An 18,284-nucleotide genomic window follows, 5' to 3' on the forward strand; every position below is an offset into this window, starting at 1 on the left:
GCATGAATCAACAACAGCAACCTCTACTCGAGGTCAAGAATCTGGTTCGTGAATTCCCTGCGGGTGAAAGCACGGTCCAGATTTTAAAAGGGGTCAATCTGGAGATTTATCCGGGGGAACTGGTCGCCATTGTCGGTCAGTCCGGTTCCGGTAAATCCACCTTGATGAATATTCTGGGCTGTCTGGATAAGCCGACCAAGGGCAGCTATAAAGTTAAAGGCCGTGAAACCCGTGAACTTGAAGCCGATGAACTGGCGCAGTTACGTCGTGAATATTTTGGCTTTATTTTCCAGCGTTATCATCTGCTCGGTGATTTAAGTGCGGCAGGTAACGTTGAAGTTCCTGCAATTTATGCTGGCGCAGATTCAGATGCCCGTCATGAACGTGCTGTCAAGTTACTGACTGATTTGGGCTTGGGTGAAAAAACCCAGAACCGTCCGAGTCAATTGTCTGGTGGTCAGCAGCAGCGTGTTTCGATTGCCCGTGCCTTGATGAACGGCGGTGACGTGATTCTTGCCGATGAACCGACCGGTGCACTCGACAAGAATAGCGGTATTGAAGTGATGCGGATTCTGCGTGAGCTGAATGCCAAAGGTCATACTATTATTCTGGTCACACACGATCATAACGTGGCAAAAAATGCGACGCGCATTATCGAGATTTCAGACGGGAATATCATTTCAGATAAACCGAATGTGCCTGAAGTTGATGATGGTTTTGAGAAAGAAAATCTGGTCCGAAATGAACAGAAGAAAATCTCGAGCTGGCGTTCCGCGGTAGACCGTCTCGGTGAAGCTTTCCGTATGGCTTTATTGGCCATGAATGCGCACCGGATGCGGACCTTCCTGACCATGCTTGGGATCATTATCGGGATCGCGTCGGTTGTCTCGGTTGTTGCGCTCGGTAACGGTTCACAAAAGCAGATTCTGGAAAATATCAGCAGTCTCGGGACCAATACCATTACCGTGTTCCAGGGCCGGGGCTTCGGGGATAACTCACGTTCCTCCCAATCCAAGACCCTGATTCCCGCTGATGCCGATGCACTGGCAGAACAGCCTTATGTGGATGGGGTCAGTCCATCGGTCAACAGTAGTGTCACCGGACGCTTCAAAGAGATCGAAGCATCGACTACTGTCAACGGCGTCAGTGAAGACTTCTTCTATGTCAAAGGTATGACCTTTAAATCAGGTCAGCCATTTGATAAAGAAAGTATTACTGAGCAGGCGCAGGATGTGGTAATTGATACCAACACCCAAAATACTTTCTTTGCAGATGGCACCAATCCTGTCGGTCAGGTGCTGCTCTTAGGCAGTGTACCGAGCCGGGTGATTGGCGTCATTGATGCGCAAAAAGGCATGATGGGCAATAATGATAGCCTGAATGTCTATCTGCCCTACTCTACTGTTATGAGCCGTATGCTGGGTCAGCCCAATGTGCGTCAGATTATTGTGCGTATTAAGGATGAATATCCAAGTGCAACCGCTGAAAATGCCATTTTAAATCTACTGGTCCAACGTCACGGTGCGCAGGATGTGTTTACACAAAATGCAGACAGTATCCGTGAAACGATTCAGCAAACGACTCAAACCATGACCTTGCTGATCTCTGCAATTGCAGTGATTTCACTGGTCGTCGGTGGGATCGGGGTAATGAATATTATGCTGGTTTCCGTGACTGAACGTACTCAGGAAATCGGGGTACGGATGGCGGTCGGTGCGCGCCAAAGCGACATTCTGCAGCAATTCCTGATTGAAGCTGTTCTGGTTTGTATTCTGGGCGGCATCTTAGGCGTATTGCTGTCACTCGGTATCGGTCAACTGATTACCCATTTTGCTGGAGGAACCTTCCAGATGGCATACTCGACCACATCGATTATCGCAGCCTTTGTCTGCTCAAGCCTAATCGGTATTGTGTTCGGCTTTATCCCGGCACGTAACGCAGCCCGTTTGAATCCGGTCGATGCACTTTCTCGAGAATAAGGAATCTGATATGCATACTCTTACCAAACTTGCCAGTGCCCTACTCCTCGGGAGTTCACTGGTCGGCTGTGCGGCCGTGGTGAAAACACCGTATGAACAACCTGCTGTACAGGTGCCTAACAACTTTCAAAACAGTAAAGCTGTAAGCCAGCAAATTCATGCTGATATTCTGGCAGATCAATGGTGGACTCTATTTAAAGATCCGCAATTGAATAGTCTGGTGAATGATGTACTGGCAGCCAATAGTGATCTGGCCGTTGCCGGGATTAATTTACAGCAAGCCCGTATTCAGGCCAGACAGACACAAAGCCAGCAAGGTGTACGTATCAGTGATGCGGGATTAACCACGCGTAGAAGCTTTGATCTGGAAGATGGCAGCAGTTCATCTGGTTTTGGTGTCAATTTTCCTGGCTTAAGCTATGAACTGGATCTGTTCGGTAAACTGGCCAATCAGACTGAAGCAGCACGCTGGGAAGCCCTGGCATCTGAAGAGGACTTGCAGGCAACTGCACAAAGTCTGATTGGCACAACTGCGCAATTGTACTGGCAGCTGGGTTATCTAAATGAACGTTATAGCGTGGTTCAACAAAACCTGGCGACTGCACAGCGTACCTATGATCTGGTCAATGTCCAGTATCGTGCCGGTGCAGTATCTGGTTTGGATTTAACTCAAGCTGAACAGGCCATCCAAAGCCAGCAAGCGACCTTAAGCCAGATTGAACAGCAACGTGTGGAAACACGTACGGCGCTGGCAGTACTCATGAATATGCCTGTGCAACAGCTTTCGATTCAGGAACCGAAACGTTTACCGAATATTGCTTTACCATCGATTGAAGCCGGCTTGCCTGCTAGCCTTCTCTCCCGTCGTCCTGACTTGAGAGCCACTGAACTGCGTTTGCGTAAAGCCTTGGCCAACAAGGATGCCAACAAGGCCAGTTATTATCCTTCGATCAGCCTGACTGGCAGCCTAAGTACTGGCGTGGGCACCAGTTCATCATTGTCAGATGCACTTAAAAATCCGGTGGCGACCTTAGGCGCAGGACTCAGCCTGCCATTCCTGCAATGGAATGATATGAAACGTGATTTGCAGGTGAATGAACTGGAATATGAAAAAGCGATTATCCAGTATCGTCAGACCATGTACGAAGCTTTTGCCGATGTAGAGAATGCCCTGTCTAATCGTACTGAACTCACCAAACAGGTTGCGTTACAACAACGTAATATTGAACTGGCTGAACGTACTGAACGTCTGACCGAAGTACGTTATCGTAATGGTGCAGTAGCATTGAAAAATCTGCTGGATGCACAGGAAACCACGCGGAATGCCCGTCTGTCTTTGGTGCAAACCCGACAAAGCCAATACAATGCTTATGTGACCCTGATGCAAGCTTTGGGTGGTAGTCCGATCAAGCAACTGCCTTAAGCAACATATTTGACTCAATAAAAAACCGCTGTTAGTCAGCGGTTTTTTTTGAAGTTTACATATGCAGATAAGCATTTACATTGTTGAGCTGTTCAATAGAAGGTTCATGTCCCAACAAGCTGCCTTTTTCCAGCCATTCACGGGCAATTGCAATATCACGTTCTACACCAATGCCTTTGGTATATAAGCGCCCCAGATGACTATAAGCATCGGCATTGACCTGCGCAGCCGCTTTACGATAGCACTGGATTGCCTGCTCCAAATTGGCTTCAGTACCAATTCCTTGTTCCAAAGCCTCACCTAAAGCATTTAGTGCGAGACCATTATGCTGGCTCAAAGCCTGTTGCAGATATTTCAGTCCTAAAGCCGTATCTTGCTCCACCTTCTTGCCCTTTAAATACATCAAGCCTAATTCGGCCTGTGCTTGTGCATCTTCCAATTGAGCTGCCTGATGCAGATAACGTTTGGCCTGTTCCTCATTCACTTCAAAGACTGGATAAAGACCACTATAAGCCTGATACAAATACCAGGCAGCCTTACTTGATCCTTTTGCCACAGCCTGATTCAAATATTGAATTGCCTTTTCTCGGGTCGACAGCGGATATTCAGGCAAGCCATAAAAACGTCCCACTATATAAATCAGATCAGCTTCAGACTTTGCTACAAGTTGCTCTTGCTGTGCAACTGCCTGAATCATTTGGGTGGCTTTAGCCGTATCTTTGGCTACACCTACTCCGTTTAAATAGCAGAGTGCCAGACCCATCTGACTAAAGCCATGATCAGGATCACTTTGCAAGGCATGTTGATAGAGTTCAAATGCTTTCTCCGGTTCATGTGCGACCAGATAGGATTCAAAATATAGTGCGGCAATCAGACTCAAGGCCTGAGGATGCTGAGTTTGTGCTGCTTCAGACCAGTAGCGAAATGCCATGGTTTCATTTTTTTGTACATACCAGCCATGAAAATAGGCCAGACCGATCAGGGTTTTGGCCTGTGCATCTTTATACTCTTTGGACTGCTGTAATAGATGCCGAAACACCCGTTGGCGTTGATCAGGATCAATAGTGCCGAGTAACACGCCGGCATAGTAATCATATAAACCGCTCTGATCACCCAGATGAATACAGCGTTTAATGAAATTCAAAGCCTGCTGTTGATCTTTGGGCAAGACTTTGCCATTTGCATAGGCTTCGGCAATATCCTGATTGGCCGCCAAGTGATCCTGCTGTGCTGCCAGAAACAGATAGTGGATCCCCAAACTTAAATCTTGCGCTGCACCATCTGCCAAATAATATTGGGCTAACTGATACTGTGAATTGGCATGTCCCTGCTCGGCATTTTGAATTAACAGTTGCAGACGTTGCTGTTCTGCAGTGTCATGATCAGATTCAGCTAGTTCAGTGATGCGGTACTGCGCATCCAGATGACCGCGCGCGACCGCATGCCGATACCAGTACAAGGCTTTTTCAGGGTCATTTAATTGGTATTGATGACAATCATAGATCTGGCCTAAATGATAGGCCGCATCCTCACCACCTAAACTATAAGCTTTTTCAAGAAAGCTAATGGCTTTTTCCGTGCTCTGCTCACGACCCTGTCCGTTTAAATGCATTAGAGCCATGCCCACATAAGCCTGTGGCAAGTCCTGCTGCTGGGCTAACCCGTGATAAATTTGATAGGCACGTTCATAATCCGGATGATGTGGATCCGTACTTAGACGCGCCGCATACTTCAATTGAGCATCAATCTGCTCAATCCATAGATCATGATGCACGGCTTTGGCCTGATCACGTTTCACTGGATCAGGACGTTTCCACATCCAGATTGCTAAAGCCCCAATCCCCAAAACCAGCACTAGCAAAAACCACATAGCTGCTCCAAAACCAAAAGATTGTTTTTGTTATATGTATAAAAATTCATTTTAAACTTAGCATAAAAAAAAGCACAGATCGTGTGCTTTTTTTTTGACTCAATCAGGCTTTAAGTCTTTTGCTATCAAGCTTTTTCAATACTTCCGATACCGCAACCATAGCGAAGCTAGAGGTCACTACCACTGCAGACCCATAACCACCACAGCGTAAGCCTGCGCTTGCACAAACATCCGCACTGGAAAATGGGTTATCGATAGAATAGACACAAGTGATACCAAATTTTTCTTTTGGCTTTTTACAGATGCCTTTAGCACGTAATTGCGCACGTAATTTTGCCAGCATTGGATCCTGTTCGGTTCTGGATAAATCAGCTACCCGGATTTTTAAAGGATCCAGTTTACCGCCTGCCCCACCTGACACAATCAAAGGAATCTTGTTAAAACGGCAATGCAGCATCAAGGCAAACTTTGCTTTGACGTCATCGATACAATCCAGAATGATGTCAGGCTTTCCTGACAGAATTTCTTTCACATTTTCTGGTGTCAGATAATCGTCAATCAGATTGATCTTGATTCGGGGATTAATCAAACGGCAGCGTTCCGCCATGATTTCGATTTTTTCACATCCTAGCGTCGCCGTCATGGCTGGTAACTGACGGTTAATGTTCGATGCTGCCACCACATCCATGTCAACCAGTGTGAGCTCGCCAATCCCGGTACGTGCCAGTGCTTCGACTGCCCATGAACCAACACCGCCAATTCCGATCACCATCACATGACTGTTTTCATAATGATGAAAGCTATCGTCACCATAAATTTTGGCTACACCCGCAAAACGGCGGTCATACTCATCATCTTGAAGCAGATCAGTCATAGGTCATCAATAGCAAGAAAAACACCAGAGCATTTTAGCAAAATCATGGGCACTTTACTGCCACTAAAATTCAGATACAAAATCAGTCAAAAAAGCTTTCTTGTGCCATCGCTGAAATACGTAAAATTGATCAAATTACAACCATCATAAACTTCACAATATTTGAATTATTATTGTCTTAAAGAGAGTCAGATCAGCATGCTATTTAACGCCCTTTTTGCCCTGATGGTTTTACTGTTCGTGCTGTATCTTTATGTTTTAGCCTTTAAAAAGCAGAAAAATTATTATCTCAGTATCATGATCCGTATCCTGACTTTGGGATTATTTGCTTTGATTATCTTGGATCAATATGAAACCCAGACTCATCTTGCTCTGGTGCTACTAACATGGGTACTCTTTGAGAGCAGCGAGAATTTTTATAATAAAAAACTATCTTCAAGCAAATAAAAAAAAGAGGCTTTCGCCTCTTTTTCACTGTTCGGATTATTTATTCATAATGAAGAAATATTCACGATAGTATTTCAGTTCAGCAATCGAATCACGAATGTCATCCATGGCTAGATGCGAAGCATTTTTCTTCAGGCCACTCATAATTTCAGGGCGCCAGCGTTTTGCCAGCTCTTTCACTGAAGATACGTCCAGATTACGGTAATGGAAATACTGTTCCAGTTCCGGCATTAAACGGTGCAGAAAACGACGGTCCTGACAGATCGAGTTACCACACATAGGCGATACTTTTGGATTGACCCATTTTTTCAGGAATTCAATGGTTTCACGTTCTGCATCCTGAGCAGTCAATTTACTGCGGCGCACACGCTCAATCAAGCCAGACTGACCATGCTGGCGAGTATTCCACTCGTCCATCGCATTCAGGATACGGTCAGATTGATGCACAGCTAGCACGGGCCCTTCGGCAAGAATATTCAGGTTATCGTCCGTTACAATCGTGGCAACTTCAATAATCTGGTCATTGTCTGTATCCAGACCTGTCATTTCCAGGTCAATCCAAATCAGGCGGCTATCCGGGGTGCTGCTCATAAATGTGCAATCTTATTAGGCTATAAAACATTTATAGTAGCAAATTTATTACGTCGATGCTGTAACTGACACCCCGCTTCATGCTATTTTTGCCATCTCGCTCCCATGGTTTTTTAGGATTTGAATGGCTTTAATACGTAAACGTCGTTTAACTGAACAACAACAACGTCGTATTCAAAAACAGCACAAAACGCGTCAGGAAGAGATCGATACCTCTCAAGACCTGGAAGGGCTGGTCGTGCAGCATTATGGCCGCCAGCTTGAGGTCCAGGCCTTGTCCGTACCTGAACAGCATCCTGAAAAACCGGTCGTGGCTGAAGGCGAACCTGAGCCATTCTGGAAGCCGATTGAACTGGGTAGTGTCTGGCGCTGCCATACCCGAACCAACCTGGAATTGCTGGTAACAGGCGACCGAGTCAAATGGCAGGCTGATCCCAATACTGGACTCGGCATTATTACGGCGATTCATCCGCGTACCTCTTTGCTGACCCGTCCTGACCGTTACCACAAGGTTAAACCGGTTGCCGCCAATATTTCCCTGATTGTGATTGTGTTTGCACCATTGCCTGAGCCAGCCCCGGGTTTGATTGACCGTTATCTGGTGGCTTGTGCAGATGCAGAGATTCCAGCACTTTTAGTGCTCAATAAATCAGATTTGCTTAAGGAAAATGATCCGATTCTGGATTTGCTTAAAGAATATAAAGATTTGGGTTATGAAGTCATGCAAACCCAGTCCGATGGCGATCTGACAGAACTGTCCGCTCGTCTAAATGAAGAAACTGTAGCGTTTGTCGGTCAGTCTGGTGTGGGTAAAAGTACGCTGATTAATGCGATCGTTCCGAATGCTGCACAGAAAACCAATGTCATTTCTGAAAACTCAGCACTGGGTCAGCATACGACGACCTCCACACGTCTGATTTCCTTTGGCGATGGCGCTGCTCTCATCGACTCACCGGGAATCCGTGAATTTGGTCTCTGGCATCTGCCTTTAGACAAAGTTCAAAGTGGTTTTCCGGAAATTGAAAATCTGCTCGGTCACTGTCAGTTCCGTAACTGCACACATAAACATGAAAAACAGTGTGCCTTACGTCAGGCAGCATCAACAGGGGAAATTTTGCCGCGCCGACTGGATAGCTATTTACGTTTAATTGACGAAATTAACGAAGCGCAGCAAAAAAATTAATTTTCTTAAGGCTTAGCCCTTGAAGCGGTGATTTTGATCACCATATTTATGAGCTATACTCTTGGCAATTTTAAAATTGTAATTAGGTGAATTGTGGAACGTTGGTTCGAGTTTATGGGGAATCACCCCTTCTTGTTTGGAACACTCGCGGTACTCGTGGTTGTCTTCTTCATCATCGAAGGTCAACGTAATGGTCGTAAAATCTCTCCGCAATCGCTGGGAATTTTAGTTAAAGCAAAAAATGCCATGCTGATTGATTTACGTGATGCCAAAGACTTCCGTGAAGGTCACATCAGTGGTAGCCGTAACATTCCATATAGCCAAATTACAAAACACGTTGATGAGTTAAAAGCATCTGATCGCCCGTTGGTGTTCATTTGTAATCTTGGGCAAGTTGCAGGTTCTGCGCTTCAACAAGTAGGTCATGCAGATGCCTACCGTCTGGATGGCGGCATTACAAACTGGAAAGCTCAAGGTTTACCTTTGGTGAAAAGCAAATAATCAGCGAACAGGAGATTGATCATGGCTGAAGTTACTATCTATTCGACGACAGTATGTCCGTATTGTATCCGTGCAAAACAGCTCCTTGAGCGCAAAGGTGTTGCATTCAAAGAAATTAATTTATCGAATGAAGCCCCTGAAGTACGTCTTGAATTGATGCAACGTACCAATCATCGTACCGTGCCACAGATTTTTATTAATGAACAATTCATCGGCGGTTTTGATCAACTTTATGCCCTAGAGCGTGAAGGCAAACTAGACGAATTACTGGCTTAATCTACTAAAACCTACCTCATATCAAGGATTAAAGAATGAGTGAAGAACAACAAGCTCAACCACAATTGGCATTAGAGCGTATTTACACTAAAGATATTTCTTTTGAAGTTCCTGGGGCACAAGTTTTTACCAAGCAATGGCAACCTGAGTTAAACATCAACCTTTCTTCTTCTGCAGAAAAAATTGATCCGACTCATTTTGAAGTGGCTTTAAAAGTTGTGGTTCAAGCAACCAATGAAGGTGATACAGCGTTTATCGTTGACGTGACTCAAGCGGGGATCTTCCTGATTGATGGCGTGGAAGAAGAGCGTCTGCCATACATTCTTGGTGCTTACTGCCCGAACATCCTGTTCCCGTTCCTTCGTGAAGCGGTGAATGATATGGTGACTAAAGGTAGCTTCCCGCAATTGCTGCTTACACCAATCAACTTCGATGCTGAATTTGAAGCGAACATGCAACGTGCGCAAGCTGCTGCTGTTGAAGGTCAAGCTTAATCACTTGATCTTGAAGTTAAAAAAGACCGCAATTGCGGTCTTTTTTATGGCTTATTTAAAGGCTTGATGCCCCTGCTTCTTAATCTGATCCATTTTCACCGTGAGGGTTTGAGCTTTGGCTAACTGATCTCCTGCAACAAGCTGTTCAGCTTGTTTAATCTCTTTCAATAAGTCAGTTAACAATCCCTGATACGCTGTGATTTTTGCGTCCTTCGGTTTAAGCTTTTGCAGACCTGATGGTAAATTTTTCTGGCAAACTTCCACAGATTTTTGCATGCTCTGCAATGCTGCTTGTGCCTCTTTATTATCTTTGGCAGATTTGAATTTCTTTAAATGATGGTCAAGTTCATGCATATTGTCATGATAGTGATTGTCTGCTGCCATGCTCGACGTGGTGATCCCCACAGTTCCCATCACAAAAATCATGCTGATTAAAAAATTTTTAAACATCCTTAATTGTCCTGTATTGTTTTTATATTAAGCATCTTAGTGGGAAAGCCTTGAAAGATAAATTATTTTGATCCAAATTCTTGTATCCCTTGTCATTAGATTTACATCATTGACGATTAGAATTAAAAATAAAAACCCCTCAATAATGAGAGGTTTTCTTTGCTGAGAATTAATCTTTTAAAGAGACTTATTCTGCATCCAGCATCAGTTCAGCACTCATGCCTACTGTGTTATAGCCCGCATCGACATACATGATTTCACCAGTAATCCCGTTCGCCCATGGTGAGCACAGGAACAATGCTGCATTACCGACATCTTCAATGGTCACATTGCGTTTTAGTGGAGCCACTTTTTCATTCAGATCCAGCATTTTACGGAATGATTTAATACCAGACGCCGCCAATGTACGGATTGGACCGGCTGAGATCGCATTGACACGGATACCTTCTGCACCCAGGCTAGATGCCAGATAACGTACACCTGCTTCCAAAGAGGCTTTCGCCAGACCCATCACGTTATAGTTCGGCATCACGCGTTCAGAACCTTGATAAGTCAGCGTTAACAGGCAGCCTTGGCGTGCAGCCAGTAATGGCTTCGCAGCACGTGCCATCGCGATAAAGCTGTAAGCACTGATGTCATGGGCAATCTTAAAGCCTTCACGATCCGTCACATCAGTAAAATCACCATCTAAAGTATGTGCTGGTGCGAAACCGATTGAATGTACGACACCATCCAGACCATCCCAGTGTTTTGCCAGTTCTGCAAATGCATTGTCAATTTCTGCATCTACAGCCACATCACAAGGAAAAACCAATTCCGAACCGAATTGTGCAGCAAAATCATCTACACGTTTTTTCAGCTTTTCATTTGGATAAGTAAAAGCGAGTTCTGCACCTTCACGATGTAATGCCTGAGCAATACCAAAAGCAATTGATAATTTACTTGCAATACCTGCGATCAAGAAGCGCTTACCCGCCAATAGTCCTTGTGCCATGTGAATCTCACTCAAAATAATTTATATGCATGATGCCAAGTCTAAAGCATTTTAGAAATTGCATAATGCGCCTTTTTTTCATTGGATCATAAATTGGAATCCGGTTTCCGACCGATGTAGGGTTTTATCTTAGATCGTCAGATGTAAAGCCTGATGGGTATTTTTCCAGAGCTGCTGTGCCAGTTCATCCTGATTCATATGCAGACCCTTGGCCAAGCCTTGCAAGACATAAGGCAGATTGGCAGGTGTATTGCGAGTTCGCTGTTCAGTAGAATGCTGACAACATAAGGGCGTCATGTCCGGACAATCGGTTTCAAGCACCAGATGTTCCGGTCCTACCTGTTCTACCACCTGATGCAGTTTTTTGGCATTCGGATTGGTGATTTGTCCTGTTATCCCAAGCTTAAAGCCCAGTTTAATAAAGGCTTTTGCCTCTTCAATCCCACCACCAAAAGCATGGGCAATACCGCCTTGTTTAAACTGATGCTGTTTTAGAATCTGTAAAACATCGGCATGAGATTTACGGATATGCAGTAACACAGGTTTATCAAACTGCTGCGCCAGTTCCAGCTGTGCAGCAAAAAAATCCTTCTGTTTCTGAAAAAGTTCCGGCTGTTTATGTCGCTTATCAAAAGTATCTAGACCAATTTCACCAATGGCTATGCAAGGCTCTCTGCTTAATAACTGCTCCAGATCCTGTAAATGCTCAGGTTGATGCTGCTCAATATAAAATGGATGCAGGCCGGGTGCCAGATGACTTTGAGGCGCATTGTCTAACTGATTAATAAAATGATGCGTCTGCAATAAATCCTTAAACCGGCTCTGTAAAAAACCAATTAAGACCAGATGCTCCACCCCTGCTGCTTTAGCTGCATAAGCCAGCTGTTCCCGATCATGATCAAAATCGGGAACATCAAAATGGGTATGGGTATCAAATAACGAAACCATCAGCGTGCTTTGGCAGGAGTTGCAGGCTCGGCTTCTGAAGCAGCGTTCTCTGTTTGAGGCAGATATTCAGGTTTCAGAATGCCATTCAGCTGTTCATAAGGAATGACCAGACGTGGTAAACCGACCACATAAGGACCAATCTCATATTCGGCATATTGCAGCGCCAATCCCTGTTTAGACAGATAGAAATTATCCGTCAGTTTGAATTTCCAGGCCTGTTCATATTCAGCTACATCATTGGCCAGTTTGGATTCCATCACCCAGGCTTTAAAAGCCTCATAAGCTTTGGCTTCAAGTTGAGCCTTTTGTTTAGGCAAAATGATATCGTCCAGCTTAATCAGCTTTTTCTGCTCAAGATCAAAATTGTAGTAGGTTTGAGCAGAAGCGCCATGCGCACCACCGAGATAATGGGTACTGTTTAAGACCACAGTCGCGAGTGGATCACCAGATTGTAGAATTCTCGGTTTGATCATCAAGCTGATACTATGGCTGGCACTGAGTGCTTTCAACTCCTTATCCAGATTCAGGAAAGTCTGCATATGCGGCTGAATCTGCTGTTCAAGCTGCTGTTTTGGAGTTTTGACATTGGCTAATGCGGTTTCTGGTTCGGAAGCAGCGGCTTCAGCTTCACTGGCAGCCGATGCTTTTGCCGGTTCGATTGCATCAATAGACAAAATACCCTGTAGCTGCTGCAGAATCTGCTGATCTATCCATTCATCAATAAATGGCTGATTGCTTTTCAATCGCTCAATAGAAATCTCAGGACAGTTTTTTCCTTCACATTCAGGCAAGGCCAGTTTCAGCTTCTCAGTATCACCACTCAGCTTCAGCACTTCAGGCTGAGCCTGTACCACTTCAGGTGCAGCAGTATCTTTTGGCTCTTTTTCTTTAGGCTGACAGGCACTCAGCAAAACCGCTGATGCCAATACTGACAGACATAAAACATTCTTATAATTTGACATGCATTAACCTTTGTTCAACATCATCATTTATCCTTGCAGGACCTACCTGTTAGAACATATTCTGATAAATATCCACTTTCAAGACTTGTTGTGTTTGTTCTTTGGTTAAATAGATGTCCAGTTGTTTGGCATCTTTGCTAATTTCCTGACTACGATAATGTAGACCAATTCCTTCCTGATCAAAGAACCAGTCCGCCTGTCCCCAATACAGTTTTTTTGGAGCTTTCTGCTGGACTTCCGCATTATTGTCTTTTAACCATTTCTGATAAGCTTGCTGCACAATTTGATCCATCTGCAACTGCTGCTCAGGATTGATAATATCCAGAGGGCTGAGTATTTTTTGCTGCAGCCGGTCAGCCACAAAGAAATAATAGCGTTCATTGACGCGGATATTTTCCTGAGTGCTATCTACCCCAATTTGTACTAACACAAATTGATTGCGCTGATAAGGAATACGAGTATATAGCGATAACTCATAGGCCTTATTCAGTTTGAGCTGGGCTTGCCAAGCATCTGATTTTTTTACATAGGCATTAACCGCCTGCTGCAGACTCATATCCTGCTTTAAGCCAATCTGATCCTGAATGACTTTTGCCTGCTGCTTTTCAATAGACTGGTTTAGCCAGGCATCGGCTGTCTTTAAGGTTTGAATATCCAGATTAATACAGTTTTTAGTTTCACAAAATGGCAAGGCAATATCGGCCGATTTCTCCTGAATATTCAGGTAAGGCAAGACCTTGGCTTTTTCTTCAGGGGTGACTGCTGCAGATTTTTTCTGTTCCGTCGCTGCCTGTTCTTTTTCATTTTTATCACATGCACCAAGTAACAAACTACAGCCAATGACTGAACCGAGCAGAATTTCCTTACTAAACTTCATGATTTTTTAGAGATATAAGTAATGAGTCGTTTAAATGTAGCACAAAATAAAACAGCTTCCGGAGAAGCTGTTTAACATTTTCCAAGCCTGAAGGCTTAGTGTTCGCGTGTATTACAGAATACGATATCCGGATAACGTTCCTGCATCAGCTGTAAGTTCACCCGGCTTGGTGCAAGATAAGTCAAGTGACCACCACCATCAACAGATAATTGGTCATGGGCTTTTTTCTTGAATTCGTTAAATTTTTTCTCATCTTCACAAGATACCCAACGTACTGTATTGATGCTCACTGGCTCATAAATACAGTCCACCTTGTACTCTTCTTTCAGACGATACGCGACCACCTCGAACTGCAACACACCCACAGCACCGACAATCAGGTCATTGCTGTTTTGTGGCATAAAGACCTGAGTTGCACCTTCTTCAGACAGCTCTTTCAGACCTTTTTGCAGCTGTTTTGACTTCAATGGATCTTTCAGACGGACACGGCGGAACATTTCCGGTGCAAAGTGCGGAATACCAGTAAATTGCAGTTTTTCACCTGAAGTGAAGGTATCACCGATCTGGATGGTACCGTGGTTATGCAGACCAATAATATCACCCGGCCATGCTTCTTCCAGATGCTGACGGTCACCGGCCAGGAAGGTCAAGGCATCACTAATGCGGATATCTTTATCGATACGCACATGCTTCATTTTCATGCCTTTTTCATACTTACCTGAACAGATTCGCATGAAGGCAATACGGTCACGGTGTTTCGGGTCCATATTGGCCTGAATCTTGAAGATAAAGCCTGTGAAACCTTCTTCATCTGCCTCTACTTTACGGTCTTGAGTCGGATGCGCTTTGGGAGGCGGTGCATATTCGCTAAATGTATCCAGAACATGGTCGACACCGAAGTTACCTAAAGCTGTACCGAACAGCACTGGAGTTTGACGGCCTGCCAGGAATTCTTCACGATCTAATGGCTCATTGGCCATTTGTACCAGTTCCAATGATTCTTCAAATGCAGCCCAAGCCAGCTCACCGACTTTTTCACGTAAGTCTGCATGGTCATAGCCATCACGAACTTCGATATCAGTAATCACTGAACCAAAACCGGCTTTATAGACATAGAACTTTTCTTCAAGCAGGTTATATACACCAGCGAAGTCACGTCCTGTACCGAGTGGCCAGGTGATTGGTACACATTTAATTTTCAGGACATTTTCGATCTCATCCAGCAGCTCTAAAGGCTCACGGATTTCACGGTCCATTTTGTTGACGAAAGAAATGATCGGTGTGTCACGCATACGACACACTTCCATCAATTTAATGGTACGTTCCTCGACACCTTTTGCACCGTCAATCACCATCAACGCCGAGTCTACCGCAGTGAGGGTACGGTAAGTATCTTCCGAGAAATCTTCATGCCCCGGGGTATCAAGCAGGTTAATCATCTTGTCCTTGAACGGGAACTGCATGACGGACGTGGTGATCGAAATCCCACGCTCTTTTTCCATTTCCATCCAGTCAGAAGTGGCTGCACGATCCGATTTACGGCTTTTCACCATACCTGCAACCTGAATGGCCTGCCCCCATAACAGCAGTTTTTCTGTCATGGTAGTTTTACCGGCATCGGGGTGGGAAATAATGGCGAATGTACGTCGCTGAGCGACCTGCGCCGCTAACTCATCTTTAAAACTCATGGAAAATACCTACTGCAGAACCGCAGTGCTCAAGATCAAATACGATCAATATGAAAAATTGATAATATTGTAGCAGATTTCTAGAGCCAATAAGCAGCCCTATAAACTGGAGAAATCGTAGTTTCCTATTCTCTTTTCAGGTTAAACTGATATTTTTTTGGCTCGTCTATTTAGCAGATTTAATTTACTACTCAACCTAGAAATTATAAATCAATAATCACATAAATTTTATAATTTACAATTGATTAGCTTAATCATAAAAATTTCTAAATAGTGATTTACTGAGTTCAAGAAATAAAGGCCCTAGCTTCAAGTTGCTCGACATCCATCGGTTTACCCAGCAGATAGCCCTGCATCTGCTGACAGCCCAAACGGGTCAAAATTTCCGCTTGCTGTACAGTTTCAATGCCTTCAGCTGTCACTTTTAAACCGAGTTTAATGGCCAGCTGAATAATACTTTCCAGAATCATTTCTTCCTTGGAACCTGCACTCAGACCCTGAATAAATTCCTTGTCAATTTTCAGCTCATCGACAGGTAGGTTTTTTAAATACAGAAAGCTGGAATGCCCGGTACCAAAATCATCAATCGCCAGCTGGATGCCCATCTGACGCAACTGCTGCAAAGTCCGGATACTCGAATCAATGTGATGCATGGCAGTCGATTCAGTAATCTCAATCATCAAATGTTGAGGATCAATTTTATATTGACTGAGTAGCTGCTCCAGCGTACTGATCAGATGCTTATGCTCAAACTGAACCGCAGATAAATTGACACCGATCGGGAAAAAATCAGCATGATCAGTTTCCCAGAGCTGAATCTGTTTACAGGCCTGCTCTAAAGCCCAGTAGCCCATCGGAATAATCAGACCGGTTTTTTCTGCCCCCGGAATAAACATATTTGGACCCAGCAAACCATGCAATGGGTGCTTCCAGCGGATTAGCGCTTCTACACCACAGATCTGCTCATCATGGGTAAATTTTGGCTGATAAACCAAGATAAATTGCTGTTCTTCTACTGCCTTATACAGATCATTGATCAGTTTGCTCTGGCTCTTGCTTTCATGCTGATCAGTCGAGAAATTAAAAACCGAATAGGTATTTCGTCCCTGATACTTGGAAGTCAACATGGCGGCATCTGCATTGATCAGCAGATCTTGCAGATTCTGGCCATGCTTCGGATACATCGCGATCCCGATACTGCCCGAAATATTGATAGTCTTGCCACTGATCTGGAAACTTTCCTGAATTAGTTCCAGAATCCTTTCCGATATTTTCGAGGCCTGCTCTACTGAAGTATTTTCCAGCACCAGCAGAAATTCATCGCCACCGATGCGTAGCAGTTTGGAATCATCTCCCAGAATTTGATGAATACGATAAGCCAGCTGAATCAGTAGCTGATCCCCAACGTGATGGCCAAACACATCATTCACGGCTTTAAAACGGTCTAGGTCAATATATAAAAAAGCGATTTCATGCTGGGTATCTTGCTGCCGGCCAGAAAATAGCAATTGTGCATATTTGACCAGATATAAACGGTTTGGCAGTTTGGTAAGATTATCTTGAATCGCCTGATTCGCCAGCTCTTTATTGGCCAGCATTAGCTGACGGTTACGTGATTCAAAGCGTAACTCCAGCATGGCTACACCAAATGCAGTCACCAGTACCAGACAACTAATCAGGATGACTGAAAATAACAAGTCATAGTGTGAATGACTGACTTGGGGCAATGGATGGGCATCTTCATAAAAACTAAGTGCCGCCATACCCGTATAATGCATCCCGACAATGGTCAACGTGAGCATACTCGCGACCACGAGCTTCATCCGGATTGTACTTTGCACTGCCTGTCGATATTTGAAGGCCACCCAAAAACTGAGTCCCGCTCCACTCGTTGCAATCAGGATCGAACAAATCATTAATAAAGGATGATAGGCAGTCACATGATTTTTAACATTCAGGCCCAGCATGCCCACATAGTGCATTCCTGACATGCCCAGCCCCATCAGAACAGCACCTAGAATCAAGCGGGCACAAGGCAAGGTTTTACGGGTAGTGAGCCAGATGGCAAAGGTTGCTCCCACAAAGCCAATCACATAAGAACTTAATGTGATTGCAGTATCGATATCATAAGCATCAGGAAAATGAGCTGCCGTCATGCCGACATAATGCATTCCCCAGATCGCCAGTCCCAGCAAGCCACCGCTGAACAGTAAAATAAGGGTTTTCAACCTTAGCGACACATTACGAAATAGCATCTGCTCAAGCGTAAGCGTCAAATAGCAGGCAATAAATGCCACAGCCATCGATCCAATGAGCAGACTGACATCATGATGAGCATGAATCATATAAAATGTTCCATCTGGGCGATCATTTTTATTTTATTGCACAGCTGTATTCGCACGATTCCCCGCTAAATTTACGCCCTATAAAAAATAAAATACTCTTTTCAGAGTTCATCCCAACTGCTTCAAACTTGAAGCCATATACAAAATTTATTGCAATATTTTTATCTCTTCAGTAGCTGGAGTGGAGTTTAAAATTGCCCTGAATCGATAAAATAAAAAATTAAGCTTATATATTAGAAGTCTTTGAGATTTTATCAATTGATTAAATTTAATATTCCAGCTTTTTTATTCGACATAAATCACAAATTTTTCTTTTTTATTTAGTTACATAGCACTTTATATTTAATTGATATTGCATTCTATTTGCACAAAAAAACAGCCT

Annotated in this window: 17 protein-coding genes; 7 read left to right on the forward strand and 10 right to left on the reverse strand. The window is 44.1% G+C overall.

Going from position 1 to position 18,284, the window contains the following annotated elements:
• Positions 1–2 precede the first annotated feature (2 nt).
• Both AC4MCC_RS12200 and AC4MCC_RS12205 read left to right on the forward strand, forming a co-directional pair.
• Positions 3–1,979, forward strand: coding sequence for a MacB family efflux pump subunit (locus AC4MCC_RS12200; protein ID WP_491885370.1), 1,977 nt, complete (start codon positions 3–5; stop codon positions 1,977–1,979).
• Positions 1,980–1,989: 10 nt separating this feature from the next.
• Positions 1,990–3,402: an efflux transporter outer membrane subunit gene (locus tag AC4MCC_RS12205; RefSeq protein ID WP_491885371.1), complete on the forward strand. Its 1,413-nt coding sequence runs from the start codon at positions 1,990–1,992 to the stop codon at positions 3,400–3,402.
• A gap of 55 nt (positions 3,403–3,457) precedes the next feature.
• Here the strand turns inward: AC4MCC_RS12205 and AC4MCC_RS12210 are convergent, their stop codons facing one another.
• Positions 3,458–5,272 (reverse strand): tetratricopeptide repeat protein, encoded by a 1,815-nt coding sequence (locus AC4MCC_RS12210; protein WP_419363625.1) that lies wholly within the window; start codon positions 5,270–5,272, stop codon positions 3,458–3,460.
• Positions 5,273–5,375: 103 nt separating this feature from the next.
• Positions 5,376–6,146, reverse strand: a complete 771-nt coding sequence (locus tag AC4MCC_RS12215; protein ID WP_419363627.1) for a tRNA threonylcarbamoyladenosine dehydratase — start codon at positions 6,144–6,146, stop codon at positions 5,376–5,378.
• 198 nt (positions 6,147–6,344) lie between these two features.
• Between AC4MCC_RS12215 and AC4MCC_RS12220 the strand changes: the two genes are divergently transcribed.
• The gene (locus AC4MCC_RS12220) at positions 6,345–6,593 is read left to right on the forward strand and encodes a hypothetical protein (protein WP_491885372.1); all 249 of its coding nucleotides are present in this window, start codon (positions 6,345–6,347) and stop codon (positions 6,591–6,593) included.
• 36 nt (positions 6,594–6,629) lie between these two features.
• Here the strand turns inward: AC4MCC_RS12220 and orn are convergent, their stop codons facing one another.
• Positions 6,630–7,184 carry an oligoribonuclease gene (gene orn / locus AC4MCC_RS12225; RefSeq protein ID WP_004782074.1) on the reverse strand — a complete coding sequence of 185 codons (555 nt, stop codon included), beginning with the start codon at positions 7,182–7,184 and terminating at the stop codon, positions 6,630–6,632.
• Positions 7,185–7,308: 124 nt separating this feature from the next.
• On the opposite strand from orn, the gene rsgA reads away from it, so the two are divergent.
• The 4 genes from rsgA to secB all read left to right on the forward strand — a co-directional run bounded on the left by rsgA (position 7,309) and on the right by secB (position 9,638).
• Positions 7,309–8,367, forward strand: coding sequence for a ribosome small subunit-dependent GTPase A (gene rsgA, locus AC4MCC_RS12230; protein WP_034703218.1), 1,059 nt, complete (start codon positions 7,309–7,311; stop codon positions 8,365–8,367).
• 93 nt (positions 8,368–8,460) lie between these two features.
• On the forward strand, positions 8,461–8,868 hold the full coding sequence (locus AC4MCC_RS12235) for a rhodanese-like domain-containing protein (RefSeq protein ID WP_005232169.1): 408 nt from the start codon (positions 8,461–8,463) through the stop codon (positions 8,866–8,868).
• A 21-nt stretch (positions 8,869–8,889) separates the two neighbouring features.
• Positions 8,890–9,144: a glutaredoxin 3 gene (gene grxC / locus AC4MCC_RS12240; RefSeq protein WP_004782071.1), complete on the forward strand. Its 255-nt coding sequence runs from the start codon at positions 8,890–8,892 to the stop codon at positions 9,142–9,144.
• A gap of 35 nt (positions 9,145–9,179) precedes the next feature.
• Positions 9,180–9,638 carry a protein-export chaperone SecB gene (secB, locus tag AC4MCC_RS12245; RefSeq protein WP_004782070.1) on the forward strand — a complete coding sequence of 153 codons (459 nt, stop codon included), beginning with the start codon at positions 9,180–9,182 and terminating at the stop codon, positions 9,636–9,638.
• A 51-nt stretch (positions 9,639–9,689) separates the two neighbouring features.
• Here secB and AC4MCC_RS12250 read toward each other — a convergent pair whose 3' ends face one another.
• The 7 genes from AC4MCC_RS12250 to AC4MCC_RS12280 all read right to left on the reverse strand — a co-directional run bounded on the left by AC4MCC_RS12250 (position 9,690) and on the right by AC4MCC_RS12280 (position 17,902).
• Entirely contained in the window at positions 9,690–10,088 is a 399-nt protein-coding gene (locus tag AC4MCC_RS12250; RefSeq protein ID WP_491885373.1) for a cytochrome b562, read from the reverse strand.
• A 187-nt stretch (positions 10,089–10,275) separates the two neighbouring features.
• Positions 10,276–11,082: an enoyl-ACP reductase FabI gene (locus AC4MCC_RS12255; protein ID WP_004782067.1), complete on the reverse strand. Its 807-nt coding sequence runs from the start codon at positions 11,080–11,082 to the stop codon at positions 10,276–10,278.
• A gap of 129 nt (positions 11,083–11,211) precedes the next feature.
• Entirely contained in the window at positions 11,212–12,033 is an 822-nt protein-coding gene (locus tag AC4MCC_RS12260) for a TatD family hydrolase (protein ID WP_491885858.1), read from the reverse strand.
• Positions 12,030–12,992 (reverse strand): RsiV family protein, encoded by a 963-nt coding sequence (locus tag AC4MCC_RS12265; RefSeq protein WP_491885374.1) that lies wholly within the window; start codon positions 12,990–12,992, stop codon positions 12,030–12,032. Before AC4MCC_RS12265 ends, AC4MCC_RS12260 begins: the two co-directional genes overlap by 4 nt.
• Before the next feature lie 49 nt (positions 12,993–13,041).
• Positions 13,042–13,869, reverse strand: a complete 828-nt coding sequence (locus AC4MCC_RS12270; RefSeq protein WP_491885375.1) for a hypothetical protein — start codon at positions 13,867–13,869, stop codon at positions 13,042–13,044.
• 95 nt (positions 13,870–13,964) lie between these two features.
• A complete protein-coding gene (locus tag AC4MCC_RS12275) occupies positions 13,965–15,557 on the reverse strand; it encodes a peptide chain release factor 3 (protein WP_491885376.1) in 1,593 nt (530 codons plus the stop codon).
• A gap of 287 nt (positions 15,558–15,844) precedes the next feature.
• Positions 15,845–17,902: a bifunctional diguanylate cyclase/phosphodiesterase gene (locus AC4MCC_RS12280; RefSeq protein ID WP_491885377.1), complete on the reverse strand. Its 2,058-nt coding sequence runs from the start codon at positions 17,900–17,902 to the stop codon at positions 15,845–15,847.
• Positions 17,903–18,284: the final 382 nt, after the last annotated feature.

It is taken from the genome of Acinetobacter sp. CAU_H_56 (assembly GCF_058599425.1).